This is a genomic window from Bradyrhizobium sp. S3.2.6, from assembly GCF_040546885.1.
Lineage (GTDB): Bacteria > Pseudomonadota > Alphaproteobacteria > Rhizobiales > Xanthobacteraceae > Bradyrhizobium > Bradyrhizobium cytisi.
In genome coordinates, this window is sequence record NZ_JBEPOS010000001.1 from 675741 (window position 1) to 693283 (window position 17543).

18 protein-coding genes are annotated in these 17543 nt (G+C 63.7%); 8 read left to right on the top strand and 10 right to left on the bottom strand.

Going from position 1 to position 17543, the window contains the following annotated elements:
- Nucleotides 1-43: 43 nt before the first annotated feature.
- Nucleotides 44-1216 (top strand): ABC transporter substrate-binding protein, encoded by a 1173-nt coding sequence (locus ABID58_RS03115; protein ID WP_148751005.1) that lies wholly within the window; start codon nt 44-46, stop codon nt 1214-1216.
- Nucleotides 1217-1363: 147 nt separating this feature from the next.
- Here the strand turns inward: ABID58_RS03115 and ABID58_RS03120 are convergent, their stop codons facing one another.
- From ABID58_RS03120 to ABID58_RS03160, 9 genes are all read right to left on the bottom strand, one after another.
- Nucleotides 1364-3235, bottom strand: a complete 1872-nt coding sequence (locus tag ABID58_RS03120) for a bifunctional sugar phosphate isomerase/epimerase/4-hydroxyphenylpyruvate dioxygenase family protein (RefSeq protein ID WP_354031487.1) — start codon at nt 3233-3235, stop codon at nt 1364-1366.
- Nucleotides 3232-3969, bottom strand: coding sequence for an ABC transporter ATP-binding protein (locus ABID58_RS03125; RefSeq protein ID WP_354031488.1), 738 nt, complete (start codon nt 3967-3969; stop codon nt 3232-3234). The genes ABID58_RS03120 and ABID58_RS03125 overlap by 4 nt, the downstream gene beginning before the upstream one ends.
- 12 nt (nt 3970-3981) lie before the next feature.
- Nucleotides 3982-4725: an ABC transporter ATP-binding protein gene (locus tag ABID58_RS03130; RefSeq protein WP_354031489.1), complete on the bottom strand. Its 744-nt coding sequence runs from the start codon at nt 4723-4725 to the stop codon at nt 3982-3984.
- A complete protein-coding gene (locus ABID58_RS03135) occupies nt 4722-5720 on the bottom strand; it encodes a branched-chain amino acid ABC transporter permease (protein WP_354031490.1) in 999 nt (332 codons plus the stop codon). The genes ABID58_RS03130 and ABID58_RS03135 overlap by 4 nt, the downstream gene beginning before the upstream one ends.
- On the bottom strand, nt 5717-6592 hold the full coding sequence (locus ABID58_RS03140) for a branched-chain amino acid ABC transporter permease (protein WP_354031491.1): 876 nt from the start codon (nt 6590-6592) through the stop codon (nt 5717-5719). Before ABID58_RS03140 ends, ABID58_RS03135 begins: the two co-directional genes overlap by 4 nt.
- A 261-nt stretch (nt 6593-6853) precedes the next feature.
- Nucleotides 6854-7984, bottom strand: coding sequence for an ABC transporter substrate-binding protein (locus tag ABID58_RS03145; RefSeq protein WP_354031492.1), 1131 nt, complete (start codon nt 7982-7984; stop codon nt 6854-6856).
- A gap of 62 nt (nt 7985-8046) precedes the next feature.
- Nucleotides 8047-8925, bottom strand: a complete 879-nt coding sequence (locus ABID58_RS03150) for a shikimate dehydrogenase (protein WP_148750998.1) — start codon at nt 8923-8925, stop codon at nt 8047-8049.
- 132 nt (nt 8926-9057) lie between these two features.
- Complete coding sequence (locus ABID58_RS03155; RefSeq protein ID WP_354031493.1) at nt 9058-9996, bottom strand: LysR family transcriptional regulator; 939 nt, start codon at nt 9994-9996, stop codon at nt 9058-9060.
- A 203-nt stretch (nt 9997-10199) separates the two neighbouring features.
- Nucleotides 10200-10376: a hypothetical protein gene (locus ABID58_RS03160; protein ID WP_148750996.1), complete on the bottom strand. Its 177-nt coding sequence runs from the start codon at nt 10374-10376 to the stop codon at nt 10200-10202.
- Between the two features lie 167 nt (nt 10377-10543).
- Here ABID58_RS03160 and ABID58_RS03165 point away from each other — a divergent pair, with 167 nt between their 5' ends.
- The 7 genes from ABID58_RS03165 to ABID58_RS03195 all read left to right on the top strand — a co-directional run bounded on the left by ABID58_RS03165 (nt 10544) and on the right by ABID58_RS03195 (nt 15881).
- A complete protein-coding gene (locus ABID58_RS03165; RefSeq protein WP_354031494.1) occupies nt 10544-11272 on the top strand; it encodes a helix-turn-helix transcriptional regulator in 729 nt (242 codons plus the stop codon).
- An 83-nt stretch (nt 11273-11355) separates the two neighbouring features.
- Complete coding sequence (locus tag ABID58_RS03170) at nt 11356-12015, top strand: acyl-homoserine-lactone synthase (protein WP_354031495.1); 660 nt, start codon at nt 11356-11358, stop codon at nt 12013-12015.
- A gap of 1 nt (nt 12016) precedes the next feature.
- Complete coding sequence (locus ABID58_RS03175; RefSeq protein ID WP_354031496.1) at nt 12017-12235, top strand: hypothetical protein; 219 nt, start codon at nt 12017-12019, stop codon at nt 12233-12235.
- Between the two features lie 306 nt (nt 12236-12541).
- Nucleotides 12542-13459 (top strand): branched-chain amino acid ABC transporter permease, encoded by a 918-nt coding sequence (locus ABID58_RS03180; protein WP_148750992.1) that lies wholly within the window; start codon nt 12542-12544, stop codon nt 13457-13459.
- Complete coding sequence (locus tag ABID58_RS03185; RefSeq protein WP_148750991.1) at nt 13456-14400, top strand: branched-chain amino acid ABC transporter permease; 945 nt, start codon at nt 13456-13458, stop codon at nt 14398-14400. Before ABID58_RS03180 ends, ABID58_RS03185 begins: the two co-directional genes overlap by 4 nt.
- Entirely contained in the window at nt 14393-15160 is a 768-nt protein-coding gene (locus tag ABID58_RS03190) for an ABC transporter ATP-binding protein (RefSeq protein ID WP_148750990.1), read from the top strand. The genes ABID58_RS03185 and ABID58_RS03190 overlap by 8 nt, the downstream gene beginning before the upstream one ends.
- Nucleotides 15153-15881 carry an ABC transporter ATP-binding protein gene (locus ABID58_RS03195; protein ID WP_354031497.1) on the top strand — a complete coding sequence of 243 codons (729 nt, stop codon included), beginning with the start codon at nt 15153-15155 and terminating at the stop codon, nt 15879-15881. The genes ABID58_RS03190 and ABID58_RS03195 overlap by 8 nt, the downstream gene beginning before the upstream one ends.
- 128 nt (nt 15882-16009) lie before the next feature.
- On the opposite strand, the gene ABID58_RS03200 is transcribed toward ABID58_RS03195, so the two are convergent.
- Nucleotides 16010-17446 (bottom strand): glutamine synthetase family protein, encoded by a 1437-nt coding sequence (locus ABID58_RS03200; protein WP_354031498.1) that lies wholly within the window; start codon nt 17444-17446, stop codon nt 16010-16012.
- Nucleotides 17447-17543: the final 97 nt, after the last annotated feature.

A 17543-nucleotide genomic window follows, 5' to 3' on the forward strand; every position in this document is an offset into this window, starting at 1 on the left:
GATCACCCCGTTTCCGGGATCAATAATAAGGAGGGGAGTGGTTATGAAGATGGCATTCTGGCTGGCGGGCGCGGCGGCGCTGGTGCTGGCAAATCAGGCATTCGCCGGCGACACCATCAAGATCGGTTTCGTCTCGACCTTCAGCGGACCGGGCGCCGTGATCGGCAACGACATGCGCAACTCCTTCGAGCTCGCGCTCGACCACATGGGCCGCAAGATGGACGGCAAGCCAGTCGAGGTGATCTACGAGGATGACGGGCAGAAGCCTGACGTCGGCAAGCAGAAGACCGAGAAGCTGGTGCAATCCGACAAGGTCGATTTCCTCGCCGGCTACATCTGGTCGAACGTGCTCTTGGCCTCGCTCAAGACCGCGGTGGACTCGCAGACCTTCCTGATCTCGGCCAATGCGGGCCCGTCGCAGCTCGCCGGCGATTTGTGCTCGCCCTACGTGTTCTCGACCTCGTGGCAGAACGACCAGACGCCCGCCGCCATGGGCCTCTACATGAACCAGAAGGGCGTCAAGAGCGTGTTTCTGATCGGCCCGAACTACGCGGCCGGCAAGGACATGCTCGCGGGCGTGAAGAGCACGTTCAAGGGTGAGGTCAAGGGCGAGGAATACACGGTCTGGCCGAGCCAGCTCGACTTCTCCGCTGAGCTCTCCAAGGCGCGCGCCTCGGGCGCCGAGTCGATCTTCGTGTTCTATCCCGGTCCGGCCGGCGTGCAGTTCCTCAATCAATATGCGCAGGCGGGCCTCAAGAGCACGATGCCGCTCTACACCGCTTTTACCGTCGACGAGCTGTCGCTGCCGCTCCAGAAGGAGAACGCGCTCGGCGTTCCGGGCGCGCAGGAGTGGGTCAATGACTTGCCCAACGAGCAGAACAAGCGCTTCGTCACCGACTATCGCAAGAAGTACACCGGCCTGCGCCCGACCTATTACGGTGCGCAAGCCTATGACGCGGCCCAGCTGATCAATAGCGCGGTCGTCGCGGTGAAGGGCGACACCAGCAAGAAGGACGCGATGAAGGCCGAGATGGAGAAGGCCAACTTCAAATCGCTGCGCGGCGCCTTCAAATACGGCAACAACCACATTCCGGTGCAGAGCTTCTATCTGCAGGACGTCGTCAAGGACGCCGAAGGCCAGCTCTCGCTGAAGACGGTGGCGACGATCGTTGAGAACGACCAGGATCGCTTCCACGACAAGTGCACGATGAAATAGCCACAGGTGACGTTGTCCCTTCTCCCCTTGTGGGAGAAGGTGGCGCGAAGCGCCGGATGAGGGGTATCTCTCCGCAAATTCAGCATCGCGGTTGAGGAAAGACCCGTCTCGCCGCTATGCGGCGAGCTAGTGGGGAGAGGGTAAGACCTATAACCGCGGCATGCTCGCGGGCCGGACCTCTCGGGATTGCGCTGCTAGCCTGATCCCGGCATTTGCCGCACCAAACCCCTGATAATTCTTTCGCTCGACGATCTCGAAGAAGAACCGCTCATCAAAAATGTGCGTGTAGACCTGGAAGAATTCGCCGTTGCCCTCGCGGTCGTAGAGGATGTGGTTGGCGCGGAGCTTTGCCATGACATCGGGCGCGAGGTCGTATTTGGCTTCGATGTCGTCGTAATAATTATCCGGAATATCCAGGAAGTCCGCGCCGCGGGCGCGCATCGCGGCGACGGTGGCAAAGATGTCCTCGCACGCGAACGCGACATGCTGCACGCCTGAGCCGAAAAACTCCGAGATGAAACGCGCCGGCAGCGTGCGGTTGGCGGAGGAGCCGTTGAGCACGAAGCGCAGGCTCTGGTCGCCGTTGATGACGGCCTGGCTCTGCACCAGGCCGCGGGGGTCGGCGATCTCCATCTGCGGCAGGCGCTTGAGGTCGAGGATGCCGGTGTAGAACAGCAGCCAGGACAGCATCTCGTCATAAGGCATCGACTGCGCGATGTGGTCGATGGCGAGCAGCGCATCCGCGCTGGCGTCGCTCGCAATCGGCGCAAAATCCGTGTCCCAGTTCTTGCCGGCCTGGTCGAGGAAATAAAGAAGGCTGCCGCCGACGCCGTGGATCGCGGGGATCTCCAGCTCGCCCGGCCCAACCGGCTGGTAGAAGGTGCGCGCCTTCAGCGTCTCGGCCCGCTGCATGGCAAGCCCCGCATTATCGACGTCGAGCGCGATGGCGCAAACGCCGGGACCGTGCGTGACGTAATGCGAATGCGCAAAGCCGTCGGTCTCGCAATTGATCACGAGCTCGACCTTGCCCTGCGACCAGCGCTCCACCGCCTTGCTGCGATGCTTGCCGCTTCTGCGGAAGCCGAGCTGTGAAAACAGATGCGCGAGCTCGCCGGCCTTGGTCTCGTTGACGGCGAACTCGATGAAGCCCGTGCCGCTGCTCTTGGCCTTCGGCGCCAGGGGCTCGCCGACGAGCTTTGGCCAATCCGGGGCGAGCTGGTCCTGCAACAGGATCAGCGAGCGCAGGCCGTCCACCGCGGTCTGCGCCGCCGAGCCGGCGCGGAACTGGTCGTTGAAGATCTCCAGCGACCACGGCCCGGAATAGCCGGTCGCCGCGACCGCCTGCATGAACTCGCCGACCGGCAGATCGCCCTGACCGGGGAAGGAGCGGAAGTGCCTGCTCCACGACAGGATGTCGAGCTCGAGCTTTGGCGCGTCGGCCAGCTGCACCAGAAAGATCTTGTCGCCGGGGATCGAGGCCATCGCGCGCACCGGGAAGCCCGGCGCCAGCGCGTGAAAGCTGTCGAGGATGACGCCGATCGCGGGATGATCGGCGCGCCGCACGATCTCCCAGGCGTCGCGATGGTCGTTGACGTGGCGGCCCCAGGCCAGCGCCTCGTAGCCGACGCGCAAAGACCGCTTGGCGGCGCGGTCACCCAGCTCGCGAAAATCATCGGCTGCGCGGTCGATGCCGCCGAGCGAGTGAGGGGAGACATTGGAGCAGATCAGCAGCAAATCGGTGCCGAGCTCCTGCATCAGATCGAATTTGCGCTCGGCGCGGGCAAAATTGCGCGAGCGCTGCGGCTCCGGCATGCCCTCGAAATCGCGGAAAGGCTGGAATGCGCAGATATCGAGATTGAGGTCCTTGCAGAGACTTGCGATGTCGCGCGGGCCTGATCCGAACGACAGCAGGTCGTTCTCGAAGATCTCGACTGCCTCGAAGCCGGCGGACGCGATGGCGCGAAGCTTTTCGTCGAGGGCCCCGCTGAGTGAGACCGTTGCAATGGAGCGCTTGTTCATGCCGCACTCTCCTCCATGGCGCCACCCAGGAACAATTGCCCGATGCGCGGATCGTTTAAAATGCGTTCAGCCTTGTCGACCATGCGGGTCTGGCCGAGTTCCAGCACGATGCCGATATCCGAGATCTCCAGCGCCGAGCGCGCGTTCTGCTCGATCATCAGGACGGTGACGCCGCGCTCACGCAGGCTCTTCAGAATATCGAAGGTCTGCTGCACCATCAGCGGCGACAGGCCGATCGAGGGCTCGTCGACCAGCACGAGCGTTGGTTCGAGCAACAGCGAGCGGGCGATCTCGAGCTGCTTCTGCTCGCCGCCGGAGAGCGTCGAGGCCTGCTGTGCCGACTTGCGGCGGAGCGCGGGGAACAGGTCGAGCGTGGCCTCGATGCGCGTCGGCAGGTCGATGTCCTTGCCTGCCGCGACGCCGCCGAGCTCGATGTTGTGGCGGACCGACAGTTCCGGAAAGATGTTGCGGCCTTGCGGCACATAGCAGATGCCGGCGTTGAGCAGCGCGCGCTGGCTCAAATTGGTGACGTCGCGGCCGGCAAAATTGATCTTGCCTTCGCGCAGCTTGAGCAGGCCAAAGATCGCCTTGAACACGGTGGATTTACCGGCGCCGTTCGGGCCGATGATCGTGGTGATGGTCGCCGGCGGCACCGAAAACGTCGTGCCGTTCAGGATCGTCATCTTGCCGTAGCCGCCGACGAGGTTGTGAACCGAGAGGATCGGATCGCTCATGGCTCGCTTTCCCTAATGTCCGAGATAGGCTTCGATCACGGCGGGGTTCTTGCGCACCTCGTCCGGCCGCCCCATCGCCAGCACCTTGCCTTCCGCCATCACTATCACGCGCGAGCACAGCGACATCACGAACTCCATGTTGTGCTCGATCACGACGAAGGTCGCATTCTTCTCGCGGTTGATCGCGACGAGGCGTTCCTTCAGATCCGACAGCATCGTCGGATTGACGCCGCCGGCGGGCTCGTCGAGCAACACCAGGCGCGGCCCGCCCATGAAGGCCATGGCAGCGTCGAGCAGCTTCTGCTGGCCGTAGGAGAGGCCGCCGGCAGGTTCCTCGGCGAGATGATCGAGCTTGAAGAAGCCGATCATCTGGTCGGCGGTGTCGGTCAGCCCGGCATCGGAGCGGCCGACGAGGCGCGAGGCCATGTTGCCCTGATGCTCTTGGCCTGCGAGGATCAGGTTCTCGCGCACCGAGAGTTTTGGAAACACCTGCAGGAGCTGGAAGGTGCGGCTGACGCCGAGCTTGTTGAGCTCGGAGGGGCGCAAGCCCGTGACGACCTTGCCGTCGAGCTTGACCTCGCCGCCTGATGGCGTGAGCTGGCCGAGGATGCAGTTGAACAGGGTGGATTTGCCGCAGCCGTTCGGGCCGATCAGGCCGAGGATCTCGCCCTCGCGAACATCGAACGAGACGCCGTCGACCGCAGTGATGCCGCCAAAGCTCTTCTTGATGTCGGTGACTTCGAGGACCGCACTCATTGCGCCGTCTCCAGGCGGGACTTGGCGACGGCGCGCAGCTCGGAGGCTGCCTTGGTGCGCCGTGCGGCCATAGTGCGGTCGAGGATTCCCAGGATGCCCGTCGGCGACCAGATCAGAAGTCCCATCACCGCGATCGCGTAGAGCATCAGATAATACCCTTCCGTGAAGCGCAGCCATTCCGGCAGCAGCACCGCGATCATCGCGCCGAGGAACGGGCCGAAATAGAAGCCGGCGCCACCGACGATCACCATCATCAGGAGATCGAGCGACAGCGACAGGTTGAACGGCACAGGGTCGATATATTGCGTCAGCGGCGCATAGAGCGCGCCGGCGACGCCGCCGAGCGCCGAGCCGATCGCAAAGGCCATCAGCGTGTAGCGGCGGGTATCGATGCCGAGCGATTGCGCACGCAGCGGATTTTCACGCAGTGCCATGAAGGCGCGGCCCCAGGGCGAACGAATCAGCCACCAGACCGCGACGGACACGATGGCGAGCGAGCCGAGGCAGATATAGTAGAATGGCAGCGGCTTGTTGGTCGCGATGCCGAAGACATGCGGCCGCGGAATGTTGGAGATGCCGTAGATGCCGCCAGTGAGCCAGCTCTCGTTGCGGAACACCAGGAAGGCGAGGGTGGAGAAGGCAAGCGTGACGAAGGCGAGGTAGTGGTGCTGCACGCGCAGCGCGGGATAGCCGAGCACCCAGCCGACCGCGAAGCTTAAGGCGATCGCGACGACAATCGCGGCCGGCAGCGGCCAGCCATGCGTCGTCATGATCGCGGCCGCATAGGCGCCGATACCCACGAAAGCGCCCTGCGCCAGCGAAACCTGCCCGGCATAACCAAGCGTGAGATTCAGCCCCATCGCGGCGATGGTCATCACCGCCCACTGGCTCAGGATGAACAGGCCGTAGCGGTTGAAGTTCATGGGAATGACGATCAGGCCGACTATGACGATCAGGCCGAGCGCGATCTTCAGGGGTTTGACGAAGCCGCTCATACCGTGCGCTCCTCGGCGCGGCCGAGCAGTCCTTGCGGCCGGAACAGGATGACCACGATCAGGAAGATCAGCGGCACGGCCGCGCGGTATTGCGTCGAGACATAGGACGCCGCGAGATTGTCGAGCACGCCGATCAACAGGCCGCCGGCGATGGCACCGCGCACCTGGTTGAAGCCGCCGACGATTGCCGCGATGAAGGCGGCCTGGCCCAGCACTTCACCGCTCGAAAACTTTGCCAGATAGATCGGCGTGATCAGCAGCGAAGCCAGCGCGACCAGGAAGGCGTTGATCAGGAAGGTCAGCAGGATCATACGCTCGACCGGCACGCCGATGATGCGCGCAACGGTCGGGTTTTGGGCTGCCGCCTGCATCTGGTGGCCAAGCGAGGTACGGTTGAGCAGCGTGGTCAGGCCGAACACGGCAAGGATGGCGACGACGAGGACGCCGATGCTCTGCAGCGACACGGCGTGGCCGAGGATGGAGATGTCTCCGGTCGGCACGATCGACGGAAAGGGCGAGGCCTCCGCGCTGAAGAACTGCTTGACGGCCTCCTTGATGCCGATCGCCAGCGCCATGGTCGCGATCGCGAGCGGTAGCACGCCATGGCGCATCATCGGATCGACCAGCAGTATCTTGAAGGCCAGCCCAAGCAGGATCATCGACAGGAGGATACCAAGGATGATCGCGAGCCAGAACGGCGCGCCGACATGCATCGCCGCCAGCATCAAGAACGCGGGCAGCATCACGAACTCGCCTTGTGCGAAATTGATGGTCTGCGAGGTCTGCCACAGCAGCGTGAAGCCAACCGCGACCAGCGCGTAGATCGCGCCGGTGGCAAGTCCCGCGACCAGAAGATCGAACAGATTGGACATTATTGCCTCGCGTGTCCCTCGTCCTGCTATGTCGTCTCCGTCTCCCCCGTCTCTCTTTCTTCTCCCTCGCCCCGTTCTTACGGGGAGAGGGTTGGGGTGAGGGGCTGTCTCCGCGAACTCAATTCTCACTGTACCCGCGGAAGCAGCCCCTCACCCCGCCCTCTCCCCGCGAAGGGCGGGGAGAGGGAGACGAAAGATCTCTCCCCGCGAAGAGTGGGGCGAGGGAGAAGAACTCCCCGGGAAGGAGAGAAAAGAAGCACCTCACTTCATCTTCGGCAGCACCTGCTTCACGACCTGCTTGCCTTCGACCACCTCGACCAGAAAACTCTGCCGGTCGATGTCGCCGTTTGCATCGAAGGTGACGTCCATCAAGATGCCCGGCTCGTCGGCGGCCTTGATGGTCAGGCCATGCAGCGTGTCGGCGAAGGCCTTGGAATCGATCTTGCCCATCTTCTCCGTGGTGGCCTTCACCATGTAGACGGCGAGATAGCCCTTCAGGCCGTTATGATCGGGAACGTAATTGTACTTCTTCGAGAAGCGGTCACGGAATCCCTTGATCAGGTCGACCGGGGCATCCGTGGTGAGGCCGACATGGCCGCGCGCGCCGTTGGCGGCGTCACCGGCGAGCTCGATCACCTTCTGGCCGATCAGCGTGGTCTCACCCATCAGCGGCGCGGTGACGCCCTGGCGCTTGAGCTCCTTGAGGATACGCGCGCTCTCTTCCTCGTTGAGATAGACGAACACGGCGTCCGGGTTGGCGGCCTTGATCTTGCCGACGTCGGCGGCGAAATCGGCCTGGCCCGCCTCGGTGGAGAGATCGGCGACGACCTTGCAGCCGAGCCGCTCCAGCTCCTTGACCACGACGTCGCGCCCGCCGCGGCCAAAGTCATTGTTGACCCAGACCACCGCGACCGACTTCGCCTTCATGTCGTCGTGGATGTACTTTGCGACCTTCGGCATCGAGGACTGCTGGCCGAACGAGGTGCGGAACAGGAACTTGTTGCCGGCCTGGGTCAGCTCGGCGGCTTCGCCCCCCATGATCTGGGCGATGCCGGCTTCGGCTGCGAGCGGGGCGGTCACCTTTACCGAACCGGAATAGCCGGGTCCGAGCAGCACGTAAGGCTCCGCGTCGAGCGCCTTCTGCACCTGCGCGCGGGCAACGCCGGGGTTGGACTGCGAGTCGGCATGGGTGACCTCGAGCTTGCGGCCGAGCACGCCGCCCTTGGCGTTGATCTCCTCGATCGCGAGGTCGATTCCGTTTTTCCAGTTGGTGCCGACGGTGGCACCGCCACCAGAGAGTTCGGCGACGTCGGCGAGCTTGATTGCCTGCGCGTGGACACCGGCTGCAGCGGCGAAGGCAAGCAGGGCGCCCGCCAGTAGGGTCGATTTCATGGTCTCTCCTCCCATTTATTGATTTTGATGTTGCCCGCGGCCTTGTGTCCGGCCGCTTCGCCTCAAGCTGCCTGATAGGCGGCGCTGCGCGCGGCCATCACGGCGTCAAAAGCCTCTCCCATGACCTCGGTCGATGGCGCAAGGCCCGTAAACAGTTCGAAGGCGTCGGCAGCCTGGTAGATCGCAAGCTCGCGCCCGGTCATGATCCGCGCGCCCTTGGCCTGCGCCGCGGCCAGCAAGGGTGTGATCAGCGGCGAATAGACGGCGTCGGCGACCCACAGGTTTTCACGCAGCAGCGTCGGCGCGACTGGCGTTTCCCGGTTCGGGAGCATGCCGACCGGCGTGCCGTTGACGAGGCCGGTGGCGCCGTCGAGCGCGTCCTCGACACTCGTGGCCACCCTGGCGCCACCCTGTTTGGCGAGCAGCGCGGCGAGTCTTTCGGCCCGCGCCGGTTCACTGTCGAAGATGCGGATGTCAGCCACCTTCAGGCTCGCCAGCGCAAAGGCGATCGCCTTGCCGACGCCGCCGGTGCCGATCACGGCAACCGCATTTCCGGTGGGCGCCAGCAGCGGCGTGACGGCGTGCGCAAAGCCCGTGGTGTCGGTGTTGTGGCCAATCAGGCGACCGTCCTTGACGACGACGGTGTTGACCGCGCCCATGGCGGCCGCAGCCGGCGCCAGCTCGTCGAGCAGCGGGACCACCGCTTCCTTGTAGGGAAAGGTCACGTTGACGCCGGCAAAGCCGAGCCGCCGCACGCCCTCCAGCATCATGCCGAGCGCGGTCGCGTCAGCGCCGGCGACCTCGATGAGTTGGTAATGGCCGCGCAGGCCGAGGGCCTCGGCAGCGCGCTCATGCATGGCGGGAGAGGCGGAATGCGCGATCGGCGCGCCGATCAGGCCGGTCAGGAGCTTCTTGGAAGCGGCAGGTCCGCGCTTTGACATGATCCACTATCGCCTGGTGAGATGCGTTCATTTCCGGCCATTAGCCGCGAAATTCGCGCAATTCCAAGTGGGACGATAGTCTTTCCTCCGCCTAACACAATTACCCATTTATCTGTTAAACCTAACATAGTGTTATTTCTTCCGTCCACGCCCTGAAGTGGCCTTGCCGTTGCCTCGGGACGGCTCGACCGCGCGCATCTCGGCACGGAGCGACTCGATGAAATACTCGACATGGAGCGACAGCGGTGCGCCGCGCTTGACTGCGATATAGGTGTCGAACCGCGTCGGCTCGGTGATCTTGAGCAGCTCGATCCCGGGATAGCCGCCATGGGCCACCGTGAACTGGTCGATGATGGCAATGCCGAGCCCGGCCTTCACCAGCGCGCAGACCGTGGTGCCGAAGCGCGCACGGATGGTGATGTTGTAGTCGAGGCGGTGGCGCGCAAAGATCTCGGCCATGATCCGGCCGTAGGGATCGTTCGGATCGATGCCGATCAGCGGATAGCGGGTGATCTCCGCGGCGGAGACCTGCTTGCGGCCGGCAAGCTCGTGGCCGGGCGGCACGATGCAATAGAGCTCGCCCGAGGCGAGCGGCATGAAGTCGAGGCCGGAATGCTCCAGCCGGTAGCTCATCGCCACGCATTCGCCGCGGCCGAGCATGAGATAGTCGATCGCTTCCTCGAGCTTGAGGATGTTGATATCGATGCCGAGATCGGGATAGCGGCGGCGGACACGCTCGATCGCGCGCGGCACCATCACCTGCGAGATGCTCGGCACCGAGCCGATCCGCAGTTCCGACAATCCGCCGCGGCCGATCTTGGAGATGATCTCGGAGAGATCGTCGACCTTCTTGTAGACGCCGTTGATCTGCTCGAAAATGTTCTCGGCTTCCGGCGTCGGGAAGTAGCGGCCGTTCTGGCGCTGGAAGAAGCGGATGCCGAGCGAGCGCTCGGTGTATTTGACCAGGCGGCTGATCCCCGGCGCCGACACGTTCAACAGCTTCGCCGCGCCGCCAATGGTGCCCGTCACCATCACGGCACGGATCACTTCAACCTGGCGCAGAGTCATCATGGTCTTGGCATCCGAAAGACGATCGTGGCGGCGATCATCTCACGACAGCGGTGATGTCATCCAGCGGCAAGTGTGACTTTAGTGGGGGCGGAGGAGCACGGGTAACGTCGCAGTCAGGGTGTTTCGACCAAGAGCAGCGCGCTAAAATTGAAAGCATCGTCGCGCGATCGGTTGCATCGGCGCCGTCTGCTGCGACCTGCATGCTAGCCCGCAGGGTTTTCCGGTGAGGCGCTGTCAACGAGCTCGTCGCGCTCGCCTTGCAGCACGTCGCGCGCGAACTCGATGATCTTCTGCTTGTTTGCCGTATCGCGCACGGCGAAAAACACGCGATTCAATTCCAGGCCGAGCACGCTGTTGAGGGCGATGTTCTCGTCTTCCATCGTGGCTTTCCCGCTCTAGACGCCTTAGGTGTAACTTGACGTCACTTCCTCCACAAGTAGATTGAATCTGCAGAGCCAATGGCACACCGGGAAACTACGGAAGCGGCGAATTGAGGCGGCCCCTAAAGACGTGCTATACGGAGCGGCGAGGGTCAGGGAACGCACCGATGTCCGCCGTCGACTATGGCCGGGAAGCGCTGGACTTCATCGAAGGGCTGCAAGCCTATCGTAGGGTTCCGGACGCAATGAATGCGCTCGAAGGGGCCTTCGGACGCTTTGGCTTCGAAACCATTATCGTGACGGGGTTGCCGAATCCCGACCAGCGGTTCGCGCAGATGGTGCTCGCCAAGCGCTGGCCGGCGGCATGGTTCAGCCTGTACACCGAGAACAATTATGACCGCGTTGACCCGGTGGTGCGGATGTGCCGGCAATCGGTCAACCCGTTTGAGTGGTCCGAAGCGCCTTACAATGCCGAGCTCGATCCGGGTGCGGCGGAGGTCATGAACCGCGCCACCGATTTTCGCATGTCGCGCGGCTTCATCGTCCCGATTCACGGGCTTACCGGATATGAGGCGGCCGTCTCGCTCGGCGGCATCCATCTCGATCTCAATGCCCGCAGCAAGCCGGCCCTGCACCTGATGGCGATGTATGGCTTTGATCATATTCGCCGTCTGCTCGATCCGACGCCGCATCAGTTGACGCGCCTCACCCCGCGCGAGCGCGAGGTGATCGTCTGGGCCTCGCAAGGCAAGTCGGCCTGGGAGATCGGCGAGATCCTGCACATTACGCAGCGCACCGCCGAGGAGCATCTTGCAACCGCCGCGCGCAAACTGGGAGCGGTCAACCGTACGCATGCGGTTGCGTTGGCAATCCGCCACAAGATCATCAGTCCCTAAGCGACATACTGGGAAATTTCCCAATACCGAGCCGGCCTCTTTTCGCAGAGGCTGCCCCCCATTGAGGAAAGATGGGGGCTTTCATGATTCATGCAATTACCGCGCTAAATCGCCACCTTTACGAAGACGTTATCGAGCAGCATTTCCGGCTACGTCACGACATCTTTGTCGAAGAGCGGCACTGGGAAACGTTGCGCAAACCGGATTGCCGCGAGATCGACTCCTACGACAACAAGGACACCGTCTATCTGCTTGCGCTCGAGGGGCGCCGCGTTATTGGCGGCCACCGGCTCTACCCGACGACCAAGCCCTCGATGATGAGCGAGGTCTTCCCGCATCTGGCGGCGATTCGCGGCTGCCCTGCGGATCCGCTGGTCTGGGAATGGTCGCGCTATTTCGTCGTACGCGACCGCCGCGACGGAGCTCTCAATCTGCAACTCATGGCAGCGGTGCAGGAGTTTTGCCTCAGCCAGGGCATCGCGCAGGTCAGCGCGATCATGGAGACGTGGTGGTTGCCGCGCTTCCATGAGGCCGGCTTCGTCGTCACCCCGCTCGGTCTGCCGGAGCTCGTGGAGAACGCCTGGACCATGGCGGCCACCATCGAAGTTCGTCAGGAGACGGTCGATTCCCTGCATGATCGTGTCGGCATGGCTTCGGTCGTGCGTCAGGACGGCCCGCGTCTGGATGCCGTCGCCCACGCCAACCTCTGCGGCCGCACCGCCGCGCAACGAAAGAGCGCCTGAGATGTCGAACATGATGCGAGACAGCCAGATCATGGCGCAAACCAAGGACGAGAATCTCGGCTACATGTCCGACATGGCGCTCGAGCTGGCGCAGATGGCCGAAGACACCGGGTTGGCGACGCTGGCCTATCTGTTCCGGATGGCGGCGCTGGAGGCCTCGACGGCCAACAGCGAGCTCAACGAGCCGGATGATCTCCCCCACCAGATCACGTCGCACTAGACGTATCTCCATTCCGACAAGCGGCACACCCTCTCTCCGGCAACGGCGGGAGGGTGATCGTTTGGGTGCGGCAGGCTGACCCACCCTGCGCGGCAGTCTTCTTGCAGGGCCGGTTTTGCACGGCCTGATTTTGATCGCATGCACCGGCATGCAACAAAGTGCATGTCTGGCGCGGAATCGCTCTTGCCTCGGAACGATACTGCCATTACCCATTTTTCGGCCTTGTAGAGGCAGGGGGAGCTCTTTCACTGATGGCGACTGTGTTCGAACATCGGCGCGCGTCCGTATGCGCCTGAAAGAGTTTTGATGCTGCTCGTCGTCGAACAATTCTTGAACGGATTGCAGTTCGGCCTGCTGCTGTTTCTGCTCGCCGCCGGCCTGACGCTGGTGTTCGGGATCATGGATCTCGTCAACCTCGCGCACGGTTCGCTCTACATGATGGGAGCCTATTTCGCTGCGACCTTCGCGGCGTGGTCCGGCAGCTTCCTGCTCGGCGCGCTGCTGGCGTTAGGCGCGACTCTTGTGCTCGGCATCGTGCTTGAGATAAGTGCGCTGCGGCATCTCTATGGGCGCGATCATCTCGACCACGTGCTCGCGACCTTCGGCCTGATCCTGTTCTTCAATGAAGCCGTGCGGCTGATCTGGGGCCCGGCGGGCCTCGCGCTGCCGCTGCCGGCCTGGCTCACGGTGCCGGTGCCGATCCTGCCCGGCATCCACTATCCGGCGTACCGCCTCGCCATCATCGTCGTCGCGCTGCTGGTGGCGCTGCTGCTCTATCTCGGCGTGATGCGCACCCGCATCGGCATGCTGATCCGTGCCGGCGCCTCCAACCGCGAGATGATCGGCGCGCTCGGCATCAACATCAAGCTGCTCTACACGCTGGTGTTCGGGCTCGGTGCCGCGCTCGCAGGGTTGGCCGGCATGATGCAGGCGCCGATCCTCACCGTGCAGATCGGCATGGGTGAGAACATCCTCATCCTCGCCTTCGTCATCATCGTGATCGGCGGCATCGGCTCGATCCGCGGCGCGTTCCTCGCTGCGATCTTCGTCGGCATGATCGACACGCTCGGCCGCGCCTTCCTGCCCAATCTGCTGCGGCAGGTGCTGAGTGGCGCCGCTGCCTCCACCGCCGCGCCCGCGCTGTCGTCCATGCTGATCTACCTGCTGATGGCGATCGTGCTGGTGGTGCGGCCGGAGGGGCTGTTCCCGGCCAACCGTCGATGAAGGCTTTTACTGTGAGCAAGGCCGTCACGGCCCTGATGCTGGCGGGCCTCTTGCTGCTGCCGCTCTATTCGTACCTGTCCGGCAACATCTTCATCATGACGCTGTTCACCCGCATCGTCATCCTGGCGCTGGCGGCGGCAAGCCTCAACCTCATCATGGGGTTTGGCGGCATGATGAGTTTTGGCCACGCTGTCTATCTCGGCATAGGCGGCTACGCCGTCGGCATGCTGGCGCAGGAAGGCACAGGCTCCGGCTTCATCCAGTTTCCGGTCGCGCTCGCGGCGTCTGCGATCTACGCTCTGGTGATCGGCGCGCTGTCTCTGCGTACCCGCGGCGTCTATTTCATCATGATCACGCTCGCCTTCGCGCAGATGGCCTATTACGTCGCCTCGGGCCTCGCACGTTATGGCGGCGACGACGGCTTGACCGTTTACAAGCGCAGCGACTTCTCCGGGCTGATCAACCTGTCGAACCGGACGCAGTTCTATTATCTCTGCCTGGCCTGCCTGTTCGCGGTGATCTTCCTGATCTGGCGCATCGTCAATTCGCGCTTCGGCCTCGTGGTGCAGGGCCTGCGTTCCAACGAGCAGCGCATGCAGGCGATCGGCTTTCCCGCCAAGCGCTACCAGCTCGTCTGCTTCGTCATCTCCGGCACAATGTGCGGGCTCGCCGGCGCGCTGCTCGCCAACAACACCGATTTCGTCAGCCCGGCTATGATGTACTGGACCCGCTCCGGCGATCTCATGGTGATGGTGATCCTGGGCGGCATGGGCACGCTGTTCGGCCCTGTCATGGGCGCCGTGGTCTATCTGCTGCTGGAAGAGTTTCTGTCGCAGATCACCGAATATTGGGCGCTGATCATGGGTCCGCTGCTGCTGCTGATCGTGCTGTTCGGCCGTGGCGGCATCATGGGCCTGCTGGGGAGGCTCAATCGTGGCTGAACCGCTGCTCCGCGTCGAAAAGCTGGTGCGCCGTTTCGGCGGCATCACAGCGACGGATAACGTCTCGCTCGACGTTGCCGCGGGCGAGCTGCACGCCATCATCGGCCCGAACGGCGCCGGCAAGACCACGTTGATCAGCCAGCTCACCGGGCATCTCGAGCCGCATTCCGGCAGCGTCTCGTTGGGCGGCCGCGATATCACCTATCTGCCGGCCTATCGCCGCTGCGCGCTGGGCCTCGCGCGTTCGTTCCAGATCACTTCCCTGCTGCTCGACTTCACCGCCGCCGACAATGTCGCGCTGGCGGCGCAGGCGCATGCAGGTCACTCATTCCGTTTCTTCGCCAATGCCCGCAAGGAGAGGGGCCTGCGCGATGCCGCGCATGCCGCGCTCGACCGCGTCGGCCTGTTGCACCGAGCCGACGTCGTAGTGAGCAGGCTCAGCCATGGCGAGCGGCGCCAGATCGAGCTTGCGGTCGCGCTGGCCAGCAAGCCAAAACTGCTGCTGCTCGACGAGCCGATGGCGGGCCTCGGCGTCACCGAATCCCAGCGTATGGTGACGCTGCTCCAGGAGCTGCGCAAAGAGGTCTCGATCGTGCTGGTCGAGCACGACATGCCCGCGGTGTTCGCGCTGGCCGACCGCATCTCGGTGCTGGTCTATGGCCGCGTCATTGCCTCCGGCGACCCGGCCGCGATCCGCGCCAACGAGGACGTCAAGCGCGCCTATCTCGGCGATCAGCATGTGGTGACGCACCATGGCTGAAAAAGGGATGGCTGACGCGCTGCTCGACGTCGACAGCATCGAGACCTGCTACGGCCTCAGCCAGGTGCTGTTCGGCCTGTCGCTGTCGATCAAGCCGGGCGAGATGGTTTCGCTGATGGGCCGCAACGGCATGGGCAAGACCACGACGATCCGCTCCATCATGGGCCTGACGCCGGCACGCGCCGGCAGCATCCGTTTTGCGGGCACGGAAGTCCGGCAGCTGCCGTCGTACCGGATCGCCAAGCTCGGCATCGGGCTGGTGCCTGAGGGCCGCCAGATTTTTCCGAACCTCACCGTGCGCGAAAACCTGGTTGCCGCCGCCGCCGACCGCTTTAATAGCGCCAATCCCTGGACGCTCGCTGCGATCTACGTGCTGTTCCCGCGCCTTGCTGAGCGCGCCGCCAACATGGGCAACCAGCTCTCCGGCGGCGAGCAGCAGATGCTCGCCATCGGCCGCGCGCTGATGACCAACCCAAAGCTCCTGATCCTGGATGAAGCGACCGAGGGGCTCGCGCCGCTGATCCGCGGAGAAATCTGGAGCTGCCTGTCGCTCCTGAAGAGCCGCGGCCAGTCGATCCTGGTCGTCGACAAGAACGTCGACCACCTCGCCCGCATCTGCGACCGCCACTTCATCATCGAGCGCGGCAACACCGTGTGGAGCGGCACATCGGACGAGCTGATGGCCGAGCCGGATCTACAGCATAAGTATCTGGGGATTTGAGTTCCCCTCTCTCCCCGTCATTGCGAGCGTAGCGAAGCAATCCAGACTGCCTCCGCGGAAAGATCCTGGAATGCTTCGCTACGCTCGCAATGACGAAGGAGAGGGCTGCGCCCTCACCATCGCCGAAATCAAAACATCTCGAAATATTCGCGTTGCTCCCAGTCGGTCACCTCCGCGAGGAAGCGGTCGATCTCGGCATTTTTGATGTGGGTGTAGTAGTCGATGAACTCCGCGCCGAATTTTTCGCGGAAGAACGGATCGTCCTTCAGCGCAGAGACGGCATCGCGCAGGCTCTTCGGCAAGAACGGCGCTTTGGTCTCGTAGGGCGTGTCGGCGGAGGGACCGGGATCGAGCTTGCGGTCGACGCCGTCGAGACCTGAGAGGATCTGGGCCGCCATATAGAGATAGGGATTGGCGGCGGGCTCGCCGACGCGGTTTTCCAGGCGCGTGGCAGCATCGCCCGCGCCACCGAGCACGCGGATCATCACGCCGCGATTGTCACGGCCCCAGATCGCGCGGTCCGGCGCCAGCGAATAGGAGCGGTAGCGCTTGTAGCCGTTGATGGTGGGCGTGGTGAACACGGTGGCCGCACGGGCGTGATCGAGCAGCCCGGCGAGATAGGCGCGGCCGAAAGCGCTGAGGGGCTCGCTACCGTCCTTGGCCATGAAAACGTTCTCGCCGCCTGTGCGCGAGACGATCGACTGGTGCAGGTGCCAGCCGCTCGCGAACAAATTCGGCAGTTTCGGCCGGCACATGAAGGTGGCGTGATAGCCGTGCCGGCGCGCGATCTGCTTCACGGCGCTGCGAAACAGCACCATGTTGTCGGCAGGCTCCAGGCCCTTCTTCGGCGCAAAGGTGAATTCGCACTGGCTCGGCCCGAACTCGACCTCGACGGAGCGCAAAGGTAATCCAAGCGCGACGATGTCGCGGCGCAGGATCTCCAGCACCGGCTCCATCTGATCGAAACGCTGCTCGGTGAGATATTGATAGCCGTGAGAGAGCAGGCTCACCGACGGCGGCGTGCCGGGTTGTCCCGCGTCCTCCGGGCGCATGTGCGGGTCGTCGAGCCTGAAGATGTGGAATTCGACCTCGAGGCCGGCGACGAAATCGTGGCCGCGGCGGCCGAGTTCGTCGAGCACCTTGCGATAAAGCCCGCGCGTCGCGAACGGCACCGGACGGCCGTCGTTGAAATAGAGATCGCACAACACCCAGCCCGTCGCCGGCGCCCATGGCAGCACGCGAAAGGTGGTGGGATCGGCGACCATCAGCACGTCGGCCGCGCCCTCCATCTCCTTCATGCCGAAGCCGCCGCCCGATGTGAACACCGGAAACACCGTGCGGTGCGAGGTGTCCTTGGCGAGCATGGTGGTGGTGATGGCGCAGCCGCTCTCCAGCGATGCAATCGCCTCGGCGGCGATGATGGTCTTGCCACGCAAGATGCCGTGCTGGTCGGGGAAGGCGAGGCGGATGACCTCGAGGTTCTTGTCCTCGACGATGCGGCGCATGCGCGTCGCGGCGTCCGTCTGCTCATCCGACCACAGCGCATGACGCGCGACGAAAGTCACTTTGCTACTCCTCTAGTCGTGAGACGCAAAGCATGCGCCACATTCTCCGTCATTGCGAGCGAAGCGAAGCAATCCAGAAATGTGTCCGCGGAGGCAG

What these genes read in the sequence shown, in the direction of transcription:
- ABID58_RS03130 (WP_354031489.1), bottom strand. Translation starts at nt 4,725, where the DNA reads ATGAGTGCGGTCCTCGAAGTCACCGACATCAAGAAGAGCTTTGGCGGC.
- ABID58_RS03175 (WP_354031496.1), top strand. Translation starts at nt 12,017, where the DNA reads ATGTCGAACATGATGCGAGACAGCCAGATCATGGCGCAAACCAAGGAC.
- ABID58_RS03185 (WP_148750991.1), top strand. Translation starts at nt 13,456, where the DNA reads ATGAAGGCTTTTACTGTGAGCAAGGCCGTCACGGCCCTGATGCTGGCG.
- ABID58_RS03195 (WP_354031497.1), top strand. Translation starts at nt 15,153, where the DNA reads ATGGCTGAAAAAGGGATGGCTGACGCGCTGCTCGACGTCGACAGCATC.
- ABID58_RS03125 (WP_354031488.1), bottom strand. Translation starts at nt 3,969, where the DNA reads ATGAGCGATCCGATCCTCTCGGTTCACAACCTCGTCGGCGGCTACGGC.
- ABID58_RS03180 (WP_148750992.1), top strand. Translation starts at nt 12,542, where the DNA reads ATGCTGCTCGTCGTCGAACAATTCTTGAACGGATTGCAGTTCGGCCTG.
- ABID58_RS03160 (WP_148750996.1), bottom strand. Translation starts at nt 10,376, where the DNA reads ATGGAAGACGAGAACATCGCCCTCAACAGCGTGCTCGGCCTGGAATTG.
- ABID58_RS03155 (WP_354031493.1), bottom strand. Translation starts at nt 9,996, where the DNA reads ATGATGACTCTGCGCCAGGTTGAAGTGATCCGTGCCGTGATGGTGACG.
- ABID58_RS03115 (WP_148751005.1), top strand. Translation starts at nt 44, where the DNA reads ATGAAGATGGCATTCTGGCTGGCGGGCGCGGCGGCGCTGGTGCTGGCA.
- ABID58_RS03165 (WP_354031494.1), top strand. Translation starts at nt 10,544, where the DNA reads ATGTCCGCCGTCGACTATGGCCGGGAAGCGCTGGACTTCATCGAAGGG.
- ABID58_RS03150 (WP_148750998.1), bottom strand. Translation starts at nt 8,925, where the DNA reads ATGTCAAAGCGCGGACCTGCCGCTTCCAAGAAGCTCCTGACCGGCCTG.
- ABID58_RS03145 (WP_354031492.1), bottom strand. Translation starts at nt 7,984, where the DNA reads ATGAAATCGACCCTACTGGCGGGCGCCCTGCTTGCCTTCGCCGCTGCA.
- ABID58_RS03170 (WP_354031495.1), top strand. Translation starts at nt 11,356, where the DNA reads ATGATTCATGCAATTACCGCGCTAAATCGCCACCTTTACGAAGACGTT.
- ABID58_RS03120 (WP_354031487.1), bottom strand. Translation starts at nt 3,235, where the DNA reads ATGAACAAGCGCTCCATTGCAACGGTCTCACTCAGCGGGGCCCTCGAC.
- ABID58_RS03135 (WP_354031490.1), bottom strand. Translation starts at nt 5,720, where the DNA reads ATGAGCGGCTTCGTCAAACCCCTGAAGATCGCGCTCGGCCTGATCGTC.
- ABID58_RS03140 (WP_354031491.1), bottom strand. Translation starts at nt 6,592, where the DNA reads ATGTCCAATCTGTTCGATCTTCTGGTCGCGGGACTTGCCACCGGCGCG.